This is a genomic window from Pseudomonas sp. ICMP 8385, from assembly GCF_002699915.1.
GTDB lineage: Bacteria > Pseudomonadota > Gammaproteobacteria > Pseudomonadales > Pseudomonadaceae > Aquipseudomonas > Aquipseudomonas gessardii.
Map to the genome: position 1 here is coordinate 12,578 of NZ_LKBY01000116.1, position 17,550 is coordinate 30,127.

Consider the following 17,550-nt stretch of genomic DNA (forward strand, 5'->3'; position numbering starts at 1 on the left):
CGGGGAGGGTGCGTTACAAGATGGCCTTGAGGTAGTCCTTGAGTGCGTCGAGCGGGATCTTCAGTTCCTCCAGCGTCGAGGCTTGCTGGGCTTGTGTCGCAAGCTTTTGCAGTTCACGGCCCAACACCGTATTGGCGCCACCCAAGGCCTCCAAGGCCTGCGTCATGCATTCATCCAGCTTACGTTGGACAGTTGCCAGGTCGCCACCGCGCACCAACAACCCAAATACCTCCCGCTCATACCCATCCATGACCAGATCGTCGCGCAGAATCGGGCTGCCTTCTTCGGTCTCATGCACCAGCTTGAGGGCGAACAGAGCAACGGCTTCGAGTGTCAATTCCATGGTCCTGGTTCCTCGACTGTCGGGTGCGGTGGGCGATGATCACTTTTCTGCCGGCGAAAAAAAAGACCTTGAGTTTCAAGGTCTTTTTTAAAAGGGTGCCCGATGCCGAAAATGATGATCTTTTCGCTGAATCGGCTATCGTGGTTAATGTGCTGTCAATAGCGCGACTTTGGTAAAAAAGTGCTGGTGTTTACCATCACGCCAAGATGGTCTTCAGGGACATTACCTTTAAAAACAGGCTCGCATACCCATGACGCAAGCTACGCCAGCCATCAAACTCAGCACACTTAGGCAAATCGCCCCCTATCTGAGTATGCGGGGGGTGTCGCCGCTGGAGTTCTTTCGGCGTTTTGGTATTTCCCCCCATGTTTTTCAAACCCCTGAAACTTGGGTGCCACGAGCAGCCTGCTTTCATATCGCCAATGAAATGGCCGCTATCGCACAGGACCCCTTTGGCGGGGCAGTTATCGGGCACTTGACCGATGTCCGTTCAACCGGCATGTGGGGCGAATTGATATTGGGCTCGACCAACCTCGCTCAGGCATGTGCGGCGGCGGCGGTCCATACGGATTTGCTGCATCAGGGAAGCGAAGTAAAAATCGTCACCGAAGGCCGCACGACGAAACTGATCCAACACTTTACAGGGCACCACGGGGCTGATCCGAAGCAGGTCATTTTCGGCACCCTTGCAGTGCTTAGAAAAGTGCCGCTCATGTCCGGCGCGCCTGGCGCTATACGGGTACATCTAAAGACCCCTAGAGCGCGAGGCGACGAGGCGCTCGAAGAGTACCTGGGCCCGAATCTCGTAATGAATGCTGAGCACAACATGATCGAGTTTGATCGTGAGTTGCTCGAGATTGCCCTGCAGCCTGTTAGAGATGTTGCCTGGAAAACCACCCAAGCCTTGAAGTCGACCGCTGACGTCGCTGACGTGCTCGTCCAGCAGATAGCCGATCAGGAACTTTCCAAACTTGCCAGCATTTCAAGAAAAATTGGACTGTCTGCTCGAACACTACAGCGGCGTCTTGAACATTGCGGCATCGACTTCGACGCTTTACGTGACGAGACACGTCGCAGTGAAGCCGTTCAGTTGATTGCCAGTGGCAGATACAGCGCGACCGAAATTGCATATATGGTCGGTTATAGCGATCCAGCTCACTTTACCCGTGCCTTCAAGCGTTGGATGGGGAGTCCGCCGTCGCACTATCGCATCCTCTTGAAACAAGTCCGTTAACATCGTCGTCTAATCCATTCTCCCCAAACATTTTGCCTCTTTCTGGGGTGGCCTTCGCATGCGTACTCGCTTTGCTTTTGGCACCAAATGGCAAGTTTTCGCAGAGGCGTTCTTATACAGTCAAAAAAATAACGCCAACTTATAAGGCCTTGAGGTTTAAATGTCTCACTCATCCAGCACCTGCGTCCTCGCTATCATACTGGCAACGTTTGGAAGTGCGAACGCCCAGTCATCCCCGGAGGCGGTAATACCGGTGGGTGTGGATAACTTTGTTCGTGCCGAGTCCGATCTCTACCTGGGAAAAATGGTCGCGAGTGGCAGCTTGGGCCGGTTTGTTCATACCCGTGAAGCGGTGCCCATCGACGCCCAGAATGTGGTGCGGATGAATCGGGACACGCTCTATTCATCAGCGGTATTCGACCTCGATGCAGGCCCCGTCACAATCACTTTGCCCGAGACCGGCGGGCGGTTCATGTCGACGGCGGTGATCAATGAAGATCACTACGTCCCCCTCGTCACGTACGGTGCCGGCCGCCGGACACTGACAAAAGAGGCCATTGGGACACGCTACGTATTTGTGGCGGTGCGCACGTTCTTCGACCCCGCAGACCCCAAAGACCTTGAAAAGGTACATGCACTGCAGGATGCAATCACCGTCAGCCAGGCCAAGGTCGGGGAGTTTTTAGTTCCCAAGTGGGACCCGGCGAGCCAGGCAAAGGTGCGTGAGGCCTTGGAGGTCCTGGGGTCGACAATTCCTGACTACAACCAGTCCTTTGGCCCCAAGGGCACTGTCAATCCAATCCATCACTTGATCGGCACTGCGACAGGCTGGGGCGGGAACCCGGCCAAAGACGCGATCTACCTCGGCGGCGTGATGTCGCACAACGATGGGAAAACCATTTACCGACTTAAAGTTGGAGAGGTCCCGGTCAATAGTTTCTGGTCTGTCAGTGTTTATAACGCTGACGGTTACTTCCAGAAGAACCCCTATGACGCCTATTCGTTGAACAACCTCACCGCCAAGAAAAGTGAGGACGGCTCGATTGTTATCCAGTTCGGCGGTTGCGACGGGAAGATCGCCAATTGCCTGCCCACTCCCCCTGGCTGGAACTACACCGTCAGGTTGTATCAGCCGAGCGAACAAATACTGAATGGCAAATGGAGCTTTCCAAAGCCACAGCCCGTTGCACTCTGATTATCCACTCCTGACTTCTATTAACGTCGCAAAAACGCCAATCAGTGTGGTTTTACACCAAAGGAAGTAAGCGGTGACAATCCTCTATGGTTTGAACTTTCTCAAGTACCCGGTGAGGCTCATGGCAGGCGCGACTCTCGTCTTTGCGATGGTGTTGCCTGCACACGCCGACAATTCAAGTGAGCCCTCCGTGACCGTCGGTGGCGGATTTGCCGTTGGCCCGCTGTACGAAGGTTCATCACACTACGCCGCGTTCCCTTCACTGAAACTCAAAGCGGTTTTGCCTACCGAAAACTGGGGCAAATTTACCGCATCCTTCCCGGACGGGCTGCGCTGGGACCTACCGGGGTTGTCCCCTTTCGGGATCGCCCTGTTGCTGGGTTACGACCAGGGTCGCAAGGAAAGAATCCACACCCTGGGCGGTCGTGATGACTACCTCAAGGGCATGGGCAACCTGGACAGCACCGCGCTTGTCGGGGCGGAGGCGTATTGGATGCTACCGGCCGGACGCCTGTTTGTGCGCGGCCTGCAAGCCAGCCAGAGTCGCGATTACGGTGGCGAAAGTCTGGGGCGTACGGCGTTCCTGGAAGCCGGCTTTGCCACTGCCTACGCGCTGTCTTCCACACTGACCCTGGACTCGACCCTATACGGCACCTGGAGCAATGAGAAAGACATGATGGCGCGCTTCGGCGTCACCGCCCAACAAGCGGCGCGCACCGGTTTCGACGAATACCACCCGGGCGGCGGCATGCGCGACGTGACCTTGAAACTGGGCCTCACCTGGCAATGGCAACCACAGCTGGCGCTGGAAGGCGGCATCAAGACCTACGCCCTGGTCTCCGACGCCCGCAACAGCCCGCTGACGGGTGAAAACGTGGGCGCAGGCGCCTATCTGAATGCCCTTTATCGGTTTTGATCAGGGAACACTCGATGAAAACAGTACATAAGCAGCTGGGATTGGCCGGCCTGTTCTGGTCGGGACTGGTACTTGCCGGCGATGCCGCCACCACGGTCACGGACCCTCACTTCAAACTGGCCCCCGGATATCTGAACTCGGCGGACTTGCCACTGCGTCTGGCATTGCTGGGCGCTCCGCCAAAGTCTGACTCTGCGGCGCTTGCACGGGATGAAGAAGCACGGCGAGCAGCGCTGTCGCTACGCGGTACGGCTCGGGAGAAACTCGCCGCAGCGGATGCGGAGCTGTCATTCCCGGGCCCGGCCAACGCATTCTCCTGCGCGATGGGCGTGCCGATCAGCGAGAAAAATACACCGCATCTCTACACCCTGATGCAGCGCACCCTGACTGATGCAGGCGGCTCCACCTATGCCGGGAAAAATGCCTACAACCGCACCCGCCCTTTCGTGGCCCATAACGAAGGAACCTGCCGCAAAGACATGGAACCGTTGCTGCGTACCGATGGTTCCTGGCCGTCCGGCCACTCCGCTGCGGGCTGGGCCTGGGGGCTGATACTTGCGGAAATCAACCCCGTACGTGCCACCGAACTGATGACCCGCGGGTTGTCCTTCGGCCAAAGCCGGGTCATCTGCGATGCGCACTGGCAGAGCGACGTGGATGCAGGCCGCATCATGGGGGCCGCCACGGTGGCAAGCCTGCATAGCAATCCGGCATTCCTGGCGGACCTGGCGGCAGCGAAGGAAGAGGTCAAGGCCGCTCAAAAGGCTGGCCTGAAACCTACAGAAGACTGCGCGACCGAGAGCTTAGCGCTCTCGCTGACCCAGCACTGATCGGGGAAACACCATCATGCACAGTGACAACCCCCGCTCGACATTGCGGCGCAAGCACGCCCGCATGGTACTCCTGGCTGGCGCCTTTGTTGCCGCCGGGCCCGCCATGGCGGCAGACGACGATGGCTGGACGTTCAATGGCGGGCCTTACGTATGGGGCGCCGGCATTCGTGGACACGTGGGCCATAGCAGTACAGGGACACAGTTCATAAAGTCCGGCTTCTCCGACATCGCCAAGACGGTCGATATGTCGGTGATGCTGATGGGGGAGGCGCGACGTGGGCCCTACAGCGTGCTCGCCGACCTGATGTACATCGACACCGACACCCGCAACCGCCTGCCCGGCGGCGCCAAACTTGAGGTAGAAAGCAAGACAGCCTCCGGGTTCCTGGGGGGCGGCTACACCGTCCTGGGAGATGAAAACCGTCGTCTGGATGTCGCCGGTGGCGTGCGCGTTTGGTACAGCGGCACCACCCTCACCTTTCATGGTGGACCTCTTGGTGGTTCATCGGGCTCTGATAACGCGTCCTGGGCGGATGCCATGGCGGGACTGCGCGGGCACTATGCTGTGAATGACCGGTTCTGGTTGTCATCCTGGGGAATGGCGGGCGCCGGGCAATCCCGGGAAGACTGGGACCTGGCCGCGCTGGCGGGTTGGGAGTTCTGGCCGGGATTTTCAGCAGTGGTCGGGTATCGGGCCATGGGGGTTAATTATCGTCATGAGGGGTTTGTGTATGACATTGTCCAGAAGGGGCCACTGCTGGGTATTAGTGGGCGATTCTGAGGCTTTCATATATAGCTCCTGCAAGGAGATATGCGGATACACGCCCAGTGACATGCGTGCCGCCTGGCCTGATAGGTGTACCGGAAGTGCCAATACTTGCTGCCGTAGCAGGGCAAGACCCGAACTATCACTCAACGTGAAGGGGCTGCCGGCAGGCTTGGACGTTTTGCTTTGCAGGGCGGTCCATGGCATCGCTGTACACCTGCGGTTCTCGCACTGGAATATGTACAGGAAATGTACCCAAAAGAGGCTGGCTTGCAAGGGACGGGGGTGGAACCCCAGAGACAAAAAAGCCCGCAATTAGCGGGCTTTAGGGGTGTTGCGTAGACGCTGGTAGTCGTCTATGTACTGCAAATGGTGCCCCGAGGGAGACTCGAACTCCCACTCCTTTCGAAAACGGATTTTGAATCCGCCGCGTCTACCAATTCCGCCATCAGGGCTCAATGGCGGCGAAGTATAGAGAGGTGATTACCGTTGGTCAATCACGTTTCATGGTCTATTTTCACTATTTCCGCTAGACTTCCCGGCCCTGCTAGACGAACCCCATCATGCGCGTTGCTGACTTTACTTTTGAACTCCCGGATTCGCTGATCGCCCGCCACCCTTTGGCCGAGCGTCGCGCCAGCCGACTGTTGACCCTGGACGGGGTCAGCGGTGCCCTTGCACACCGTCAATTCATTGATTTGCTTGAGCATTTACGCCCGGGCGACTTGATGGTCTTCAACAATACCCGGGTGATTCCGGCGCGGCTGTTTGGCCAGAAAGCGTCCGGCGGCAAGCTGGAAATCCTCGTGGAGCGGGTGCTGGACACCCATCGCGTGCTGGCCCATGTGCGCTCCAGCAAGTCGCCCAAGCCGGGTTCGCAGATCCTGATCGATGGCGGTGGCGAAGCCGAGATGGTGGCGCGCCATGATGCGTTGTTCGAGCTCAAGTTTGCCGAAGACGTGTTGCCGCTGCTGGAGCGTGTCGGCCATATGCCGTTGCCTCCTTATATAGACCGCCCCGACGAAGACTCGGACCGCGAGCGCTACCAGACGGTGTACTCCGAGCGCCTCGGCGCCGTAGCCGCGCCGACGGCCGGGCTGCATTTCGACCAGCCGCTGCTGGACTCGATTGCCGCCAAGGGGGTCGAAACCGCCTATGTGACCCTGCACGTGGGGGCCGGGACGTTTCAGCCGGTGCGTGTGGAGAACCTTGAAGATCACCATATGCACAGCGAATGGCTGGAAGTCAGCCAGGCCGTGGTGGATGCAGTCAACGCGTGCAAGGCGCGCGGTGGGCGGGTGGTCGCGGTGGGCACCACCAGCGTGCGTTCCCTGGAGAGTGCCGCGCGTGATGGCGTGCTCAAGCCGTTCAGTGGCGACACCGATATCTTTATCTACCCGGGCCGGCCGTTTCATGTGGTCGATGCCCTGGTGACCAATTTTCATTTGCCGGAGTCCACGCTGTTGATGCTGGTGTCGGCCTTTGCAGGGTATCCCGAAGCCATGGCCGCCTATAAAGCCGCCATCGAGCAGGAATACCGTTTTTTCAGCTACGGTGATGCGATGTTTATCACCCGTAATCCGGCGCCGCGCGGCCCAGAGGAACAACTATGAGTCGTATGTCGTTTGAATTATTGGCCACTGACGGCAAAGCCCGGCGCGGGCGCCTGACCTTCCCCCGTGGCACCGTGGAGACCCCGGCGTTCATGCCGGTCGGCACCTACGGCACGGTCAAGGGCATGCTGCCGCGCGACATCGTGGCCACCGGCGCCGAGATCATCCTCGGCAACACCTTCCACCTGTGGCTGCGCCCGGGCACCGAAGTGATCAAGAAGCATGGCGACCTGCATGACTTCATGAAGTGGCAAGGCCCGATCCTCACCGACTCTGGTGGTTTCCAGGTGTTCAGCCTGGGTGCCATGCGCAAGATCAAGGAGGAGGGCGTGACCTTCGCCTCGCCGGTGGACGGTTCCAAGGTGTTCATGGGCCCGGAAGAGTCAATGCAGGTCCAGCGTGACCTGGGCTCCGATATCGTGATGATTTTTGACGAGTGCACGCCGTACCCGGCCGATGAAGACGTGGCGCGGATCTCCATGGAGCTGTCGTTGCGCTGGGCCCAGCGCTCGAAGAATGCCCATGGCGACAACACCGCCGCACTGTTCGGTATTGTCCAGGGCGGTATGCATGAAAGCCTGCGCAAGCGCTCGCTGGAAGGCCTGGACAAGATCGGCTTCGATGGCCTGGCCATTGGCGGGTTGTCGGTGGGCGAGCCCAAGCACGAGATGATCAAGGTGCTGGACTACTTGCCGGGGTTGATGCCTTCTGACAAACCTCGTTACCTTATGGGCGTTGGCAAACCAGAAGACCTCGTAGAGGGTGTGCGCCGCGGTGTGGACATGTTCGATTGCGTGATGCCAACCCGTAATGCCCGCAATGGGCATCTGTTCATTGATACAGGCGTGCTGAAGATCCGTAACGCGTTCCATCGCCATGATGATTCGCCGCTGGATCCCACCTGTGATTGCTACACCTGCCAGAACTTCTCCCGTGCTTATCTGCACCATCTGGACAAATGCGGGGAAATGCTGGGTAGCATGTTGAATACCATCCACAATTTGCGTCACTACCAAGTCCTGATGGCTGGTTTGCGCGAGGCTATTCAACAGGGTACATTGGCCGCCTTTGTCGATGCCTTCTATGCCAAGCGCGGGCTGCCCGTGCCGCCCTTGGACTGAGTTTCCCGACCCTAAGATTCACTATTTGCAACTGGAGTGCTAAATGACCTTTTTTATCTCTAACGCTATGGCTGACGCCGCTGCACCGGCCGCTGCCGGTCCTATGGGCGGTGGTTTCGAGTGGATTTTCCTGGTCGGCTTCCTGGTCATCTTCTACCTGATGATCTGGCGCCCACAGGCCAAGCGCGCCAAAGAGCAGAAAAACCTGCTGGGCAGCCTGCAAAAAGGCGACGAAGTGGTCACCACCGGCGGTATCGCTGGCAAGATCACCAAGGTTTCCGATGCTTTCGTGGTACTGGAAGTCTCCGACACCGTTGAAATGAAGTTCCAGAAGGGCGCCATCGCCGCCACGCTGCCAAAAGGCACGCTCAAAGCGATCTGAGTAACAACTTTTACCAATCGACGGGGCGCGCAAGGCGCCCCGCGTCATAAGCGGGCGGCGTGATGCTGAACAAATACCCTCTGTGGAAATACGTACTGATCCTGGCGGTGCTGGCGATCGGTTTTATTTATTCCGCTCCCAATCTTTATCCAGATGACCCGGCGATCCAGATCAGCGGCGCTAGCACGTCGTTGCAAGTGACCGATGCCGATCTGGAGCGTGCGAGCAAGGCGCTCACCGAAGCCGGTTTGACGGTCAAGGCTTCCAGCCTGACGGCCAACGGCAAGGGCGGCCTGTTGCGCCTGGCCAAGCAAGAAGACCAGTTGCCAGCCAAGGATGTTGTGCGCAAGGTGTTGGGTGATGACTATGTGGTCGCACTGAACCTGGCACAAACCACCCCGCAATGGCTGCGCAGCCTCGGCGCGCACCCGATGAAGCTGGGCCTGGACTTGTCCGGTGGTGTGCACTTCCTGCTGGAAGTGGACATGGACAAAGCCCTCGACGCACGTATGAAAGTCTACGAAGGCGATGTGAAGAGCCTGTTGCGCAAAGAGCGCCTGCGTTATCGCAGCCTGCCGCAGCTCAACGGTGCCATCCAGCTGGGCTTTGCTGACGAAGCCACCCGTGAACAGGCCCGCGCCCTGGTTCGCAAGAGCTTTACCGATTTCGACATTGTGCCCGCCGACCTCAATGGTCAGCCGGTGCTGCGTCTGGCGATGACCCCGGCCAAGCTGGCGGAAATCCGTGAATACTCCATCAAGCAGAACTTGACCACGGTACGTAACCGCGTCAACGAGCTGGGTGTGGCCGAGCCGCTGGTCCAGCGCCAGGGCGCCAACCGCATCGTGGTTGAGCTGCCAGGCGTGCAGGACACCGCTGAAGCCAAGCGCATCCTGGGCAAGACCGCCAACCTTGAGTTCCGCCTGGCCGCCGAGCCGGGGGCTTCCCGTGCGACGAGCGAGGAGTTTGAGTTCCGTGAAGGCAACCGTCCTCCAGCGTTGATCGAGCGTGGCTTGATCATCACGGGCGATCAGGTAACTGATGCCAAGGCGGGTTTTGACTCGCAACAGGGTTCTCCCGAAGTGAACATCCGTCTGGATGGTCACGGCGGCGAACTGATGAACCGCGCCACCCGCAGCAACGTCGGTCGCAGCATGGCGGTGATCTTCATCGAGCAACGTCCGGTGACCACCTACGTCAAGCAGATGGTCAACGGCGTCGAGAAAGACGTGCCGGTGCAGACCTTCAAGGAAGAGAAGAAGATCATCAGCCTGGCGACCATCCAGTCGCCGCTGGGGGCCCAGTTCCGTATCACCGGCCTGAACGGCCAGGGTGAGTCTTCCGAGCTGGCGCTGCTGTTGCGTGCCGGTGGCCTGGCGGCGCCGATGTACTTCGCCGAGGAGCGCACCATCGGTCCGAGCCTGGGTGCAGACAACATCACCAAGGGTATCGATGCTTCCCTGTGGGGCATGCTGTTCGTATCGCTGTTTATCATCGCCATCTACCGCTTCTTCGGCGTTATTGCCACGGTTGCGCTGGCGGTGAACATGGTGCTGTTGCTGGCCCTGATGTCGCTGCTGGGGGCTACACTGACCCTGCCGGGTATCGCCGGTATCGTACTTACCATGGGGATGGCGGTGGACGCCAACGTGCTGATCTTCTCGCGGATTCGTGAAGAGATCGCGGCGGGCATGAGCGTACAGCGGGCAATCAACGAAGGTTTCGGCCGGGCATTTACTGCGATTCTCGACTCCAACCTGACCACTTTGTTGGTCGGCGGGATTCTCTTTGCCATGGGCACCGGCCCGGTCAAGGGGTTTGCGGTGACCATGTCCCTCGGTATCTTTACCTCGATGTTCACGGCCATCATGGTGACCCGCGCAATGGTCAACCTGATCTTTGGCGGGCGTGACTTCAAGAAGTTGTGGATTTAAGGGGCTGCCATGTTACGTACAATCAACTTCATGGGCGTTCGCAACATTGCGTTCGGCGTCACTGTGCTCCTTACCGTCCTGGCGTTGTTCAGCTGGTTCCATAAGGGCCTGAACTACGGTCTGGATTTCACCGGTGGTACGCTCATCGAGCTGACCTACGAGAAGCCGGCTGACGTCACCAAGGTGCGTGCCCAACTGAACGCAGCCGGTTATAACGAGGCGGTCGTGCAGAGCTTTGGTGCGACCACCGACCTGCTGGTGCGTATGCCCGGCGAAGACCCGCAACTGGGTCATCAGGTGGCCGAGGCCTTGCTCAAGGTCGGTGGCGATAACCCGGCGGCGGTCAAGCGCGTCGAGTTCGTTGGCCCGCAGGTCGGCGAAGAGCTGCGCGACCAGGGCGGCCTCGGCATGCTGATGGCGCTGGCCGGCATCATGATCTACCTGGCATTCCGCTTTCAGTGGAAGTTCGGCGTCGGTGCGATTGTCTCGCTGATCCACGACGTGATCGTGACGGTAGGTATCCTGTCGTACTTCCAGATTACCTTCGACCTGACGGTATTGGCGGCAGTGCTGGCGATCATTGGTTACTCCCTCAACGACACCATCGTGGTATTCGACCGGGTTCGCGAGAACTTCCGGGTACTGCGCAAGGCGACGTTGATCGAGAACATCAATATCTCCACCACCCAGACCCTGTTGCGCACCATGGCGACCTCGATCTCCACCTTGCTGGCGATTGCCGCGCTGATGATCTTCGGTGGCGACAACCTGTGGGGCTTCTCCCTGGCGCTGTTTATCGGCGTTCTGGCGGGGACCTACTCGTCGATCTATATCGCCAACGTGGTGCTGATCTGGCTGAACCTCAACAGCGAGGATCTGATCCCGCCTGTGGCGACAGACAAGGAGGTCGACGACCGCCCTTGATGGGTGTTTGTTGATCGGCTGTGACAAAGAAGGCGCGAGTATTGAACTCGCGCCTTTTTTATTGCTCCAAGGCTGGGTATAGCGCGGACGTTTCAGTCCGCTTGTGATGGTCAGGAGGTTCACGTGAACAAGTCGTTACTGGTTGGTGCGGTATTGGGTGCTGTCGGTGTGACTGCCGGGGGTGCTGTCGCCACCTACAGCCTGGTAAAAAGCGGCCCTGAGTATGCGCAAGTGCTGGCAGTGCAGCCGGTCAAGACCCAGATCAAAACCCCCCGTGAGGTCTGCAAGGACGTCACCGTGACCCGGCAGCGTCCGGTGCAGGATCAGCATCAAATCGCCGGCACGGTAGTCGGCGCCCTGGCAGGCGGCCTGCTCGGCAACCAGATCGGCGGCGGTACAGGCAAGAAGATTGCCACCGTAGCCGGCGCAGTCGGTGGTGGTTATGCCGGTAACAAGGTTCAGGAAGGCATGCAGAACCGTGATACCTACACCACCACCCAGACGCGCTGTAATACCGTCAACGACATCAGCGACAAGGTTGTTGGTTATGACGTGCGTTACAACCTGGATGGCAAGGAAGGATCGGTGCGCATGGAGCGTGATCCGGGTAGCCAGATCCCAGTGGATAAAGAAGGGCGTTTGATCTTGGGCCAAAATCAACAGTAATCCCAAGCCTGGCGCAGCTCAAAATGTGGGAGCGGGCTTGCCCGCGATGGCGGTGGATCAGTCAGATGTGTCTAACCTGGCCCTCCGCTATCGCGGGCAAGCCCGCTCCCACAGTTGATTTGTGTTGTCGCTGGAATCGAGGCATGCCCAAATCCCGGGCATAAAAAAAGCACCCTTCGGGGTGCTTTTTTGTGCTCGCTCGCTTAACGCTTCAGCGAAGCCGGCAGGTGCGGCTGGATCGCCGTCAGGACTGCCTTGAAGCATTTGGTGTTGCCTGCAACCACGTGACCCTTCTCCAGGAAGTCGTGACCGCCGGTGAAGTCGCTCACCAGGCCGCCGGCTTCTTGAATCAGCAGGGCGCCTGCGGCCATGTCCCACTCGGACAGGCCCGACTCCCAGAACGCATCAAAACGACCAGCGGCCACATACGCCAGGTCCAGGCTGGCGGCACCGGCGCGGCGGATGCCGGCGGTCTGGCCAACCAGGGCGCGGAACATGCCCAGGTAGTTTTCCAGGTTATCCATCTGGTCGTCACGGAACGGGAAGCCGGTGCCCAGCAGGGCGCCGTCCAGGCTGGTGCGGCCGCTGACGCGCAGGCGGCGACCGTTCAGCTGGGCGCCACGGCCACGGCTGGCGGTGAATTCTTCCTGGCGAACCGGGTCCAGGACCACGGCGTGTTCCAGGCGACCACGGTATTTGCAGGCAATGCTCACGGCAAAGTGCGGGATGCCGCGCAGGAAGTTGGTGGTGCCATCCAGTGGGTCGATGATCCACAGGTAGTCTTCGCCTTCGCCGCTGCCTTTGTGCAGGCCGGTTTCTTCGCCGAGGATGCCGTGGGTAGGGTAGGCCTTGCGCAGAGCGTCGATGATTTTCTGTTCGGCGGCGCGATCCACCTCGGATACATAATCCTTGGCGTCTTTTTCGTCGACCTTGATGGTATCCAGGCGCTCGATGGAGCGGAAGATCAATTCACTGGCGCTGCGGGCGGCGCGCAGCGCGATATTCAGCATGGGCTGCATGGATGTGTCACCTAAGGTTGTTAAAGAAAGCCGAGCATTCTAGCAGAAACTTTCTTCAGGTGAAGGATGGCGTTCGCTTTCATGGCATAACCTTAGGCTGTTCTGTAAGATTTGCTCCCCTTTCCCGTGTCCGCGAGCGCCTCCCTTGCTGCAAAACATTCGTGTCGTCCTCGTTAATACCAGTCACCCCGGCAATATCGGCGGGGTGGCGCGGGCCATGAAAAACATGGGGCTGACGCGCCTGGTGCTGGTGGAACCGCGCGTGTTCCCGCACCACGAAGCCGATGCGCGCGCCTCTGGCGCCAATGACATCCTGGAAAAAGCCCAGGTCGTCGCCACTCTGGAAGACGCTCTGGTGGGCTGCAACCTGGTGCTCGGCACCAGCGCCCGCGACCGGCGCATCCCCTGGCCGCTGCTCGATCCCCGTGAATGTGGAGCCAAAGTGGTCGAAGAGGCGGCCGGCGGCGCTGAAATCGCCCTGGTATTTGGCCGTGAAGACTCCGGCCTGACCAATGACGAGTTGCAGCGCTGTCATTTTCACGTGCACATCCCGTCCGACCCCGAATTCAGCTCGCTGAACCTCGGGGCGGCGGTGCAGGTGCTGAGCTATGAAGTGCGCATGGCCTGGCTGGCAGCGCAAGGCCAGCCGAGCAAGATGGAGAAGGACGAGGTCGCGTCCACCAAAAGTGGTGAGTTGGCCACGATGGATGAGCTGGAGCGGTTCTATGAGCACCTGGAGCAAACCCTGGTCGCCATCGAGTTCCTTGACCCGGAAAAACCACGGCACTTGATGGCGCGCCTGCGAAGGCTTTACGGGCGCAGCTCGGTCAGCCGGGCAGAGATGAATATATTGCGTGGCATCCTCACGGAAACCCAGAAAGCGGCCCGTGGCGAGCTTCTTGAGCGGAAGGATTAAAAATGTTCGAGCGTTTGCGAGAAGATATCCAAAGCGTTTTCCACCGTGACCCGGCGGCGCGCAACGCCTTTGAAGTGCTGACCTGCTACCCGGGCATGCACGCGATCTGGATTCACCGCCTGTCCGGCGCCTTGTGGGGCATGGGCTGGAAATGGCTGGCGCGCCTGGTGTCGAACTTTGGTCGCTGGCTGACCGGGATCGAGATTCATCCGGGGGCCAAGGTCGGTCGTCGCTTCTTTATCGATCACGGCATGGGCATCGTGATTGGCGAAACCGCCGAAATTGGCGATGACGTGACCCTCTATCAGGGGGTGACGCTGGGCGGCACCACCTGGAACAAGGGCAAGCGCCATCCGACCCTTGAAGATGGCGTGGTAGTCGGCGCCGGCGCCAAGGTTTTGGGGCCGTTCACCGTCGGTGCGGGGGCCAAGGTCGGCTCCAATGCTGTAGTCACCAAGGCGGTGCCGCCGGGTGCAACTGTAGTGGGTATTCCTGGGCGCATCATCGTCAAGCCGCAAGTCAGCGATGAGCAGGAGGCCAAGCGCAAGGCCATGGCCGAGAAAATCGGCTTCGACGCCTATGGCGTCAGCGAAGACATGCCGGACCCGGTGGCCCGCGCCATCGGCCAGTTGCTCGACCACCTGCAGGCGGTAGATGGCAAGCTGGATGGCATGTGTGGCGCGCTGAAGGATCTGGGTAGCCCTTATTGTGCGACGGATCTGCCTGAGTTGCGCGAAGAAGACTTTGCCGAGATCAAGGACGAAAGCGCCACCACCAAGGCTGGCTAGATTTTAAGGCCGATAAAATCCCCTGTGGGAGCTGGCTTGCCTGCGATAGCGGTCTGCCAGTCACCCCTTGGGCTGCTGATCCGCCGCCATCGCAGGCAAGCCAGCTCCCACATTTGACCTCCATTGGTCTTGAGGTTGAGCCCCGGCCCTGTTCTTGCTGTTCGATCCCACCCCATCCTGCTATGATTCGCGCGCCCTTTTTACGGGTATTCCTGACTAAAGTACTAGGTCTTATAGTTGACTTAAATACTCGGGAATCGCATACTTGCTCCCATTCTGAAACACCTTGGTACTTGTCCATGAGACTGACTACAAAAGGCCGATATGCGGTGACCGCCATGCTCGACCTGGCCTTGCACGCGCAAAACGGGCCGGTGTCCCTGGCCGATATCTCCGAGCGCCAAGGCATTTCCCTGTCTTACCTTGAGCAACTGTTCGCCAAATTACGCCGCAGCAACCTGGTTTCCAGTGTGCGTGGCCCAGGCGGTGGTTATCAGTTGTCCCGTGACATGCAGGGCATCCAGGTCGCCCAGGTGATCGACGCGGTCAATGAATCCGTCGATGCCACCAAGTGCCAGGGCCTGGGTGATTGCCATGCCGGCGACACCTGCCTGACGCACCACTTGTGGTGTGACCTGAGCCTGCAGATCCATGAGTTTTTGAGTGGTATCAGCTTGGCTGATCTTGTGACTCGCCGTGAGGTGCAGGAAGTAGCCCAGCGTCAGGACCAGCGCCGATGCAATACCAAGGTGCCGCGTCTGGACAAGATTGAAGCGTCCGCCGTCGAGTGACAGCCGAAGAGCTAACGGCACGCCAGCCAGCCTGATTTAGGAGAAAGTCCATGAAATTGCCGATTTACCTTGATTACTCAGCGACCACCCCGGTTGATCCGCGTGTCGCGCAAAAGATGAGCGAATGCCTGCTGGTTGACGGAAACTTCGGCAACCCGGCCTCCCGTTCCCACGTTTTCGGCTGGAAAGCCGAGGAGTCGGTGGAGAATGCTCGTCGCCAGGTCGCCGACCTGGTCAATGCCGACCCGCGTGAAATCGTCTGGACCTCCGGTGCCACCGAGTCCGACAACCTGGCAATCAAGGGCGCCGCGCATTTCTACGCGACCAAGGGCAAGCACCTGATCACCACCAAGATCGAGCACAAGGCTGTCCTCGACACCATGCGCCAACTGGAGCGTGAAGGTTTCGAGGTCACTTACCTTGAGCCCACCACCGACGGTATCGTCACCCCGGCCATGATCGAAGCGGCGATGCGTGAAGACACCATCCTGGTTTCCGTGATCCACGTGAACAACGAAATCGGCACCATCAACGACATCGCCGCCATCGGCGAGCTGACCCGCTCCAAAGGCGTGTTGCTGCATGTCGATGCTGCCCAGTCCACCGGCAAGGTCGAGATCGACCTGTCCAAGCTGAAAGTCGACCTGATGTCGTTCTCGGCCCACAAGACCTACGGCCCCAAAGGCATTGGCGCGCTGTACGTCAGCCGCAAGCCGCGCGTGCGCATCGAAGCCACCATGCACGGCGGCGGTCACGAGCGCGGCATGCGTTCGGGCACCCTGGCGACCCACCAGATCGTTGGCATGGGCGAAGCCTTCCGCGTAGCCAAGGAAGACATGGCTGCCGAAAACGTGCGCATCAAGGCCCTCAGCGATCGTTTCTACAAGCAGGTCGAGAACCTTGAAGAGCTGTACATCAACGGCAGCATGACCGCCCGTGTACCGCACAACCTGAATTTGAGCTTCAACTACGTCGAAGGCGAGTCGCTGATCATGGCGCTCAAGGACCTGGCGGTTTCGTCCGGTTCGGCCTGCACCTCGGCCTCCCTTGAGCCGTCCTACGTCCTGCGCGCCCTGGGCCGCAACGACGAGTTGGCGCACAGCTCGATCCGCTTTACGTTCGGCCGTTTCACCACCGAAGAAGAAGTCGACTACGCAGCGCAGAAAGTCTGCGAAGCGGTCACCAAGCTGCGCACCCTGTCGCCGCTGTGGGACATGTACAAAGACGGTGTCGATATTTCCAAGATCGAGTGGGCGGCACACTAACTATAGAAGCCGCCACCCAAGCTCTGTAGGAACGTGGCGGAAAACGCAGGCGTTTCTACAGGGTTCCAGAGCGGCCCTGATGAGTGAGGATTCAGTACCATGGCTTACAGCGAAAAGGTCATCGACCACTACGAAAACCCGCGCAACGTCGGCAAGATGGATGCGCAAGATCCTGATGTGGGCACCGGCATGGTCGGCGCCCCGGCGTGCGGCGACGTTATGCGCCTGCAGATCAAGGTCAACGACGCTGGCGTTATCGAAGATGCCAAGTTCAAGACCTACGGCTGCGGTTCAGCCATCGCCTCCAGTTCCCTGGCGACCGAATGGATGAAAGGCAAGACCCTGGATGAGGCTGTCACTATCAGCAACACCCAGTTGGCCGAAGAACTGGCCCTGCCGCCGGTGAAAATTCACTGCTCGGTACTCGCAGAAGACGCCATCAAGGCGGCCGTTCGCGACTACAAGCAGAAGAAAGGCTTGATCTAAGCATTTGGCGACGAGTAAGGAGTCAATGATGGCTATCAGCATGACAGAAGCGGCTGCGCGGCACGTGCGACGCTCCCTGGATGGGCGCGGTAAAGGTGAGGGGATTCGTCTGGGTGTGCGCACCACGGGCTGTTCCGGCCTTGCCTATGTGCTGGAGTTCGTCGACGAGGTGGTTGCGGAAGATCAGGTGTTTGAAAGTCACGGCGAGAAAGTGATCATCGACCCGAAAAGCCTGACCTACCTGGACGGCACCGAGCTCGATTTCGTCAAGGAAGGGTTGAACGAAGGCTTCAAGTTCAACAACCCCAACGTACGCGGTGAATGTGGCTGCGGCGAAAGCTTCAACATCTGAGGCTAT

The 17,550-nt window shown here is 59.2% G+C and carries 19 protein-coding genes and 1 tRNA gene; 17 read left to right on the top strand and 3 right to left on the bottom strand.

Going from position 1 to position 17,550, the window contains the following annotated elements; all coding sequences use genetic code 11:
* Positions 1-13: 13 nt before the first annotated feature.
* The gene (locus tag AO268_RS22230) at positions 14-343 is read right to left on the bottom strand and encodes a hypothetical protein (protein WP_099169870.1); all 330 of its coding nucleotides are present in this window, start codon (positions 341-343) and stop codon (positions 14-16) included.
* Between the two features lie 250 nt (positions 344-593).
* Between AO268_RS22230 and AO268_RS22235 the strand changes: the two genes are divergently transcribed.
* The 5 genes from AO268_RS22235 (at position 594) to AO268_RS22255 (ending at position 5,302) form a co-directional block, all read left to right on the top strand.
* Positions 594-1,577, top strand: a complete 984-nt coding sequence (locus AO268_RS22235; protein ID WP_099169871.1) for a helix-turn-helix domain-containing protein — start codon at positions 594-596, stop codon at positions 1,575-1,577.
* 160 nt (positions 1,578-1,737) lie between these two features.
* The gene (locus tag AO268_RS22240) at positions 1,738-2,772 is read left to right on the top strand and encodes a DUF1254 domain-containing protein (RefSeq protein ID WP_099169872.1); all 1,035 of its coding nucleotides are present in this window, start codon (positions 1,738-1,740) and stop codon (positions 2,770-2,772) included.
* A 73-nt stretch (positions 2,773-2,845) separates the two neighbouring features.
* The gene (locus tag AO268_RS22245; RefSeq protein ID WP_373562150.1) at positions 2,846-3,688 is read left to right on the top strand and encodes a MipA/OmpV family protein; all 843 of its coding nucleotides are present in this window, start codon (positions 2,846-2,848) and stop codon (positions 3,686-3,688) included.
* A 14-nt stretch (positions 3,689-3,702) separates the two neighbouring features.
* On the top strand, positions 3,703-4,518 hold the full coding sequence (locus AO268_RS22250; RefSeq protein ID WP_099169873.1) for an acid phosphatase: 816 nt from the start codon (positions 3,703-3,705) through the stop codon (positions 4,516-4,518).
* Between the two features lie 13 nt (positions 4,519-4,531).
* Positions 4,532-5,302, top strand: a complete 771-nt coding sequence (locus AO268_RS22255) for a hypothetical protein (RefSeq protein WP_099169874.1) — start codon at positions 4,532-4,534, stop codon at positions 5,300-5,302.
* Positions 5,303-5,657: 355 nt separating this feature from the next.
* Here AO268_RS22255 and AO268_RS22265 read toward each other — a convergent pair.
* Positions 5,658-5,742 (bottom strand) — tRNA-Leu (locus AO268_RS22265).
* A gap of 108 nt (positions 5,743-5,850) precedes the next feature.
* Here AO268_RS22265 and queA point away from each other — a divergent pair.
* The 6 genes from queA (at position 5,851) to AO268_RS22295 (ending at position 11,927) form a co-directional block, all read left to right on the top strand.
* Positions 5,851-6,900, top strand: a complete 1,050-nt coding sequence (queA, locus tag AO268_RS22270) for a tRNA preQ1(34) S-adenosylmethionine ribosyltransferase-isomerase QueA (RefSeq protein WP_099169875.1) — start codon at positions 5,851-5,853, stop codon at positions 6,898-6,900.
* 5 nt (positions 6,901-6,905) lie between these two features.
* Positions 6,906-8,021, top strand: coding sequence for a tRNA guanosine(34) transglycosylase Tgt (gene tgt, locus AO268_RS22275; RefSeq protein WP_032858353.1), 1,116 nt, complete (start codon positions 6,906-6,908; stop codon positions 8,019-8,021).
* A gap of 43 nt (positions 8,022-8,064) precedes the next feature.
* Positions 8,065-8,403 (top strand): preprotein translocase subunit YajC, encoded by a 339-nt coding sequence (gene yajC / locus AO268_RS22280; RefSeq protein ID WP_076964513.1) that lies wholly within the window; start codon positions 8,065-8,067, stop codon positions 8,401-8,403.
* 62 nt (positions 8,404-8,465) lie between these two features.
* Complete coding sequence (gene secD / locus AO268_RS22285) at positions 8,466-10,337, top strand: protein translocase subunit SecD (protein WP_099169876.1); 1,872 nt, start codon at positions 8,466-8,468, stop codon at positions 10,335-10,337.
* A 9-nt stretch (positions 10,338-10,346) separates the two neighbouring features.
* Positions 10,347-11,261: a protein translocase subunit SecF gene (gene secF / locus AO268_RS22290; RefSeq protein ID WP_076964511.1), complete on the top strand. Its 915-nt coding sequence runs from the start codon at positions 10,347-10,349 to the stop codon at positions 11,259-11,261.
* Positions 11,262-11,384: 123 nt separating this feature from the next.
* The gene (locus AO268_RS22295) at positions 11,385-11,927 is read left to right on the top strand and encodes a glycine zipper 2TM domain-containing protein (protein WP_029298576.1); all 543 of its coding nucleotides are present in this window, start codon (positions 11,385-11,387) and stop codon (positions 11,925-11,927) included.
* Positions 11,928-12,130: 203 nt separating this feature from the next.
* Here the strand turns inward: AO268_RS22295 and suhB are convergent, their stop codons facing one another.
* Positions 12,131-12,946, bottom strand: coding sequence for a type III secretion system regulator SuhB (gene suhB, locus AO268_RS22300; RefSeq protein ID WP_003175971.1), 816 nt, complete (start codon positions 12,944-12,946; stop codon positions 12,131-12,133).
* 145 nt (positions 12,947-13,091) lie between these two features.
* On the opposite strand from suhB, the gene trmJ reads away from it, so the two are divergent.
* From trmJ to iscA, 6 genes are all read left to right on the top strand, one after another.
* Positions 13,092-13,862, top strand: coding sequence for a tRNA (cytosine(32)/uridine(32)-2'-O)-methyltransferase TrmJ (trmJ, locus tag AO268_RS22305; RefSeq protein WP_076964509.1), 771 nt, complete (start codon positions 13,092-13,094; stop codon positions 13,860-13,862).
* 2 nt (positions 13,863-13,864) lie between these two features.
* A complete protein-coding gene (gene cysE, locus AO268_RS22310; RefSeq protein ID WP_076964508.1) occupies positions 13,865-14,650 on the top strand; it encodes a serine O-acetyltransferase in 786 nt (261 codons plus the stop codon).
* A 299-nt stretch (positions 14,651-14,949) separates the two neighbouring features.
* Positions 14,950-15,441, top strand: coding sequence for a Fe-S cluster assembly transcriptional regulator IscR (iscR, locus tag AO268_RS22315; protein WP_038446306.1), 492 nt, complete (start codon positions 14,950-14,952; stop codon positions 15,439-15,441).
* A gap of 50 nt (positions 15,442-15,491) precedes the next feature.
* Positions 15,492-16,706, top strand: coding sequence for an IscS subfamily cysteine desulfurase (locus AO268_RS22320; RefSeq protein ID WP_076964506.1), 1,215 nt, complete (start codon positions 15,492-15,494; stop codon positions 16,704-16,706).
* A gap of 99 nt (positions 16,707-16,805) precedes the next feature.
* Positions 16,806-17,192, top strand: a complete 387-nt coding sequence (iscU, locus tag AO268_RS22325) for a Fe-S cluster assembly scaffold IscU (protein ID WP_034100437.1) — start codon at positions 16,806-16,808, stop codon at positions 17,190-17,192.
* Positions 17,193-17,220: 28 nt separating this feature from the next.
* A complete protein-coding gene (iscA, locus tag AO268_RS22330; protein WP_010565230.1) occupies positions 17,221-17,544 on the top strand; it encodes an iron-sulfur cluster assembly protein IscA in 324 nt (107 codons plus the stop codon).
* Positions 17,545-17,550: the final 6 nt, after the last annotated feature.